At 67.2% G+C, this 4,854-nt stretch carries 5 protein-coding genes; 2 read left to right on the forward strand and 3 right to left on the reverse strand.

Annotated features, from left to right (window positions below; genetic code table 11):
- Positions 1–75: 75 nt before the first annotated feature.
- Positions 76–969, reverse strand: coding sequence for a DMT family transporter (locus ACETPF_RS20870; RefSeq protein ID WP_373936541.1), 894 nt, complete (start codon positions 967–969; stop codon positions 76–78).
- Entirely contained in the window at positions 966–1,982 is a 1,017-nt protein-coding gene (locus tag ACETPF_RS20875; RefSeq protein WP_373936546.1) for a threonine aldolase family protein, read from the reverse strand. Before ACETPF_RS20875 ends, ACETPF_RS20870 begins: the two co-directional genes overlap by 4 nt.
- 154 nt (positions 1,983–2,136) lie before the next feature.
- On the opposite strand from ACETPF_RS20875, the gene ACETPF_RS20880 reads away from it, so the two are divergent.
- Both ACETPF_RS20880 and ACETPF_RS20885 read left to right on the forward strand, forming a co-directional pair.
- Positions 2,137–3,228, forward strand: coding sequence for a branched-chain amino acid aminotransferase (locus ACETPF_RS20880; RefSeq protein ID WP_373936542.1), 1,092 nt, complete (start codon positions 2,137–2,139; stop codon positions 3,226–3,228).
- Positions 3,229–3,292: 64 nt separating this feature from the next.
- A complete protein-coding gene (locus ACETPF_RS20885) occupies positions 3,293–4,501 on the forward strand; it encodes a UbiH/UbiF/VisC/COQ6 family ubiquinone biosynthesis hydroxylase (RefSeq protein WP_373936543.1) in 1,209 nt (402 codons plus the stop codon).
- Between the two features lie 115 nt (positions 4,502–4,616).
- On the opposite strand, the gene ACETPF_RS20890 is transcribed toward ACETPF_RS20885, so the two are convergent.
- A partial coding sequence (locus ACETPF_RS20890) for a cytochrome b (protein ID WP_373936544.1) occupies positions 4,617–4,854 on the reverse strand: 238 nt, incomplete at its 5' end.

Consider the following 4,854-nt stretch of genomic DNA (forward strand, 5'->3'; position numbering starts at 1 on the left):
GATACCTTCAGTCCCGCCGAATGCCGCAATTATCTCACCAACTCGGGGTACGGATCAATCTAATGTCATCCGACTCTAAGCCGCTTTCGCCCGTAGCGCGATCGCCATGCCCGCCACCGCCAGCAGCGCGCCGGCGATGGCGAGGGGAGACCAGCGATAGCTCTCCACCAAGGTTGAGATCAGCATCGCGATGATCGGGATGAGGACGCTGGTATAGGCGGCGCGGCCCGCACCCATGCGCTGGATCAGGGTGAAGTAGAGCGGGAAGGTGACCACCGATCCGGCGATGCCGAGCCAGGCGACGCCGAGCAGATAGCCGGGGCGTGGATCGAATGCAGGCGGGCCGATCGTCGCCCAGGCGAGCGCCGCGTCCAGCCCTGCGCCGATCAGCATCGCCCAGGTCAGCACCGCGATCATCGGCAGGCGGCGCGCGATCTCCATCCCCTGCATGACGTTCGCCGCCGACGCGCTGAGCAGGCCCGCGACCGAGAAGGCGGCGCCCAACAGCACCTTGTCCGGGCTGACCGTGGCGGCGCGATATTCGTGCAGCAGCATCAGGATGATACCCGCAACCGCCACCACAGATCCGCCGACGAAGGCGCGACCGACCGGCTGGCGGAAGAAGAACCACGCGAAGATCGAATTGGGGATGAGCAGCATCGCGTAGATCACCGCGACCACGCCCGATGTCAGATAATGTTCCGCGCGATAGACGAAGTTGAAGTTCATGACGAATTGCGCGAGGCCGAGTGCGGCGGCGAAGAGCAGGCCGGACGCGCCGATGTTCAGCGGCACGCGGCGCATCCGCGCGAAGAGCGCCATCGCGGCGCCGGCAAGCAGGAAGCGGTAACAGACCGACCAGCTTGCCGGAACCGAGCCGATCTGGTCGCGGATGACGATCCAGGTCGAACTCCAGATCAGGGTGACGAGGGCGAAGGGGACGATGATCGCCGAGTTGCGCGTCGTCATGGGGCGAGTGCGCCCAGCGCGGCGGCGAGCGGGGCGACGCTGGCCGCATCCTGCGCCCAGTTGGTGACGAGCCGGGCCGCGCCCTCGCCCCAGTCGTAAAAGTCGAAGCCCTGCGTGCGGAGCCGCGCCGCCTCGTCAGCGGTCAGGCGGATGAAGAGTTCGTTCGCCTCGACCGGATGAAGGAGGCGGGCGGGGATCGCCGCGGCCAGCGCCTGCGCGGCGGCGTTGGCGGCGCGGGCGTTGGCGAGCCACAGGTCGCCTTCCAGCATGGCAAGGATTTGCGCGGCGAGATAGCGGCCCTTCGAGAAGAGATGGCCTGAGCGCTTGCGCCAGCGTCTGGCCTCCTGCGCGCGGGCGTCGGCATGCGGGCCGAAGAAGAGCAAGGCTTCCCCGACCATGCCGCCATTCTTGACGCAGCCGAAGGAGAGGGCGTCGACGCCGGCCCGCCATGTCAGGTCGGCGGGCACGCAGCCCAGATACGCCACCGCATTGGCGAAGCGCGCGCCGTCCATGTGCAGCCCGAGGCCATGAGTGCGGGCGAGATCGCCGAGCGCAGCGACTTCCTGCGGCGCGTAAACGCGGCCATATTCGGTGGCCTGGGTAATGCTGAGCGCACGGGCGGGGGACTGGTGGACGTCCGGGCGGATCGTCTTGAGCTTCGCCGCGAGGATATCGGGGGTGAGCTTCGCGCCGTCGCCCGGCAGCGGCATCAGCGTTGCGCCATGGGTGAAGAAGCCGGGAGCGCCACATTCGTCCACGAGGATGTGCGCTTCCTCATGGCAGAGGATGCCGCCATAGGGCGGGCAGAGGGTCGCGAGCGCGATGCTGTTCGCCGCCGTGCCGGTCGAAACCCAGAGCGCCTTCACGTCCGTCTCGAACAGTGCCGAGAAGGCAGCGTCGAGCCGCACGCTCCAGCGGTCGCCGTCATAGCCATGGTCGGCAAGATCGGCGGCGGCAATGGCGGCCATGACCTGCGGGCAGACGGGGGTGGCATTGTCGGAGAAGAAGTGCATCGCCCGGCGATAGCGAGACGACACGGGCGCGGGAAGAGGCCAGCATGGTGGGGCTGGCCTGCCGCCACCACATAGGTCAGTATAGATGACCCATTGTTTCACGGGGCGCACTGTGACATAGCGCGCGCAAGAGCCAGACCCGAGGAGATTCACCATGGCCGCCGAGCAGACGTCGCGCTTCACCGTCACCCGCAACAGCCAGGCTGTCGCGGCCGACCAGCGTGCGATCCTGCTCACCGATCCCGGCTTCGGGCGGCTGTTCACCGACCATATGGTGACGATCCGCTATACCGAGGGGCAGGGCTGGCACAGCCACAGGATCGAGCCGCGCGCACCCTTCCAGCTCGATCCAGCGTGCGCGGTGCTCCATTATGCCCAGGAGATTTTCGAGGGGATGAAAGCCTACCGGCTGGAGGATGGCAGCATCGCCATGTTCCGTCCGGAGGAAAATGCCCGCCGTTTCGCCCAGTCCGCCGAGCGGATGGCGATGCCGGTGTTGCCCGAGGACATATTTCTGGCGGCGTGCGAAGAACTGGTGAAGATCGACGCCGACTGGATTCCGGGGGGCGAGGGGAGCCTTTACCTGCGGCCTTTCATGTTCGCGAGCGAGACCTTCCTGGGGGTGCGGCCGTCGAACGAATATATTTTCTGCGTCATCGCGTCGCCCGCCGGCGCCTATTTCAAGGGCGGCAAGAAGGCCGTAACCCTGTGGGTGTCCGAGCATTTCACCCGCGCGGCGCGCGGCGGGACGGGCGCGGCCAAATGCGGGGGCAATTATGCGGCATCGCTAGTCGCGCAGAAGGAGGCCATCTCGCACGGGTGTGACCAAGTCGTTTTCCTGGACGCGGCCGAGAACAAATGGGTCGAGGAACTGGGCGGCATGAACGTGTTCTTCGTGATGGAGGACGGGTCGATCGTGACGCCGCCGTTGGGGGGCACGATCCTGCCTGGCATCACCCGCGATTCGATCATCGACCTGGCGCGGTCCAGCGGGCATGACGTGCGCGAGGAACCCTACAGCTTCGCCCAGTGGCGCGCGGACGCCGCAAGCGGCCGGCTGCGGGAGGCCTTTGCCTGTGGGACGGCGGCGGTGGTGACGGCGATCGGCACGGTCAAGAGCGCGGGCGGGGACTTCACCATCGGCAATGGCGACGGTGGCCTGGTGACCGAGGCGTTGCGCGGGGCGTTGACGGGTATCCAGCGGGGGACGGTGGCCGACCCGGCGGGATGGGTACGGCGGCTCTGACCTTTCGGGCAGGACTGGCGGGCAGGCGCTTCCCAAGCCCGTCGGTGCGCCCTAGATAGGCATCATGGAACGCTATGATGTCATCATTTTGGGGGCGGGGCTGGTTGGCCTGACGCTCTGCATCGCCCTGTCCGGCCATGGGGTGCGCTGCGCCGTGATCGATCCGGCCGATTCGGTTACGACGACCGCCGCCGGCTTCGACGGGCGGGTATCGGCGATCAGCTCGACCAGCCTCGCCATGATGAGCGCGATCGGCGTCGCGCCGCATCTGGAGGGCAAGGGATGCCCGATCGACCGGATCTGGGTGAGCGACGGGCTGGAGCCGGGCGCACTCGATTTCGCGCCGGACAGCGACGATGGGGTGATGGGGGTGATGGTGCCCAATCGCGACCTGCGCGTGGCGCTGGCGCGGACGGCTGCGGAGGCGGAAAATCTGACGATCTTCCAGCCCGACCGGTCCGTGCGGGTGGATCGCAACGCCGACGGGGTGACGATGACGCTGGCGAGCGGCGCGACGATCGGCGGGGCGCTGCTGGTGGCAGCCGAAGGGCGGGGTAGCCCGACGCGTGAGGCGGCCGGCATCCGCACGACGCGGTGGCAATATAAGCATACCGCGATGGTGACGGCGATCGACCATGCGGTGCCGCACGCCAACACCGCCTACGAGATTTTCTATGTGGGCGGGCCGTTCGCGTTGCTGCCGATGCAGCCGGGGACGCGATCGGCCGTGGTGTGGACGGTGCCGACCGATCAGGCGCCGGCGATGCTGAAGCTGTCCGAACGCGCCTGGCTCGCCGAAGCGCAGAAGCGGATCGGCGGGTTTCTGGGCGAGATTTCGCTGGCGGGGCCGCGATCCTCCTATCCGCTGGGTTTCCACCATGCGGCGCGGATCACCGATACGCGCCTCGCCCTGGTGGGCGACAGCGCCCATGCGATTCATCCGATTGCGGGGCAGGGGGTGAACCTTGGCTTCCGCGATGTCGCGGCTTTGGTTGAGGTGCTGGTGGACGGGATGCGCCTGGGCCTCGATCCGGGCGACGCGCAACTGCTGGCGCGCTACCAGCGCTGGCGCGGGCTGGACGCGATGATGACGAGCGTTGCTATGGATGGCCTCGTGCGGCTGTTCGACGTGCCGGGCAAGCTGCCGTCGCTGGCGCGGCGCGCGGGGCTGGCAGCGGTGCAGCGGGCGACCCCGCTCAAGAACCGCTTCATGGCGGAGGCGAGGGGGCAATCGGGCGCGCTGCCGAAGCTGCTGGCGGGGGAGATGGTTTAGGAGCGGACGGCCTGGTCCAATCCAGCCCCGTTGATGCGAGGTAGGGACTGCGCCCCTAAACGCGCCTGCGATACGCCAATTCGACCTCGCTCACATAATCATAGTGCGCTGCCATTCAGCGCATCCGCCGCAGCACGTCGTCCTTCAACACCAGATGGTGGCGGAGCGCAGCGGCGATGTGGAGGATGATGAGCGCAGCCCAGGCGAAGCCCATGATCTCGTGCCCCTCGCCGGAGACGCCGACGAGAATGTCACCCTTCGTCACCGCGAATTTAGAGAGTCGGATGACATTAGATTGATCCGTACCCCGAGTTGGTGAGATAATTGCGGCATTCGGCGGGACTGAAGGTATC

The sequence above is a fragment of the Sphingobium agrisoli genome, from assembly GCF_041877245.1.
Taxonomy (GTDB): Bacteria; Pseudomonadota; Alphaproteobacteria; order Sphingomonadales; family Sphingomonadaceae; genus Sphingobium.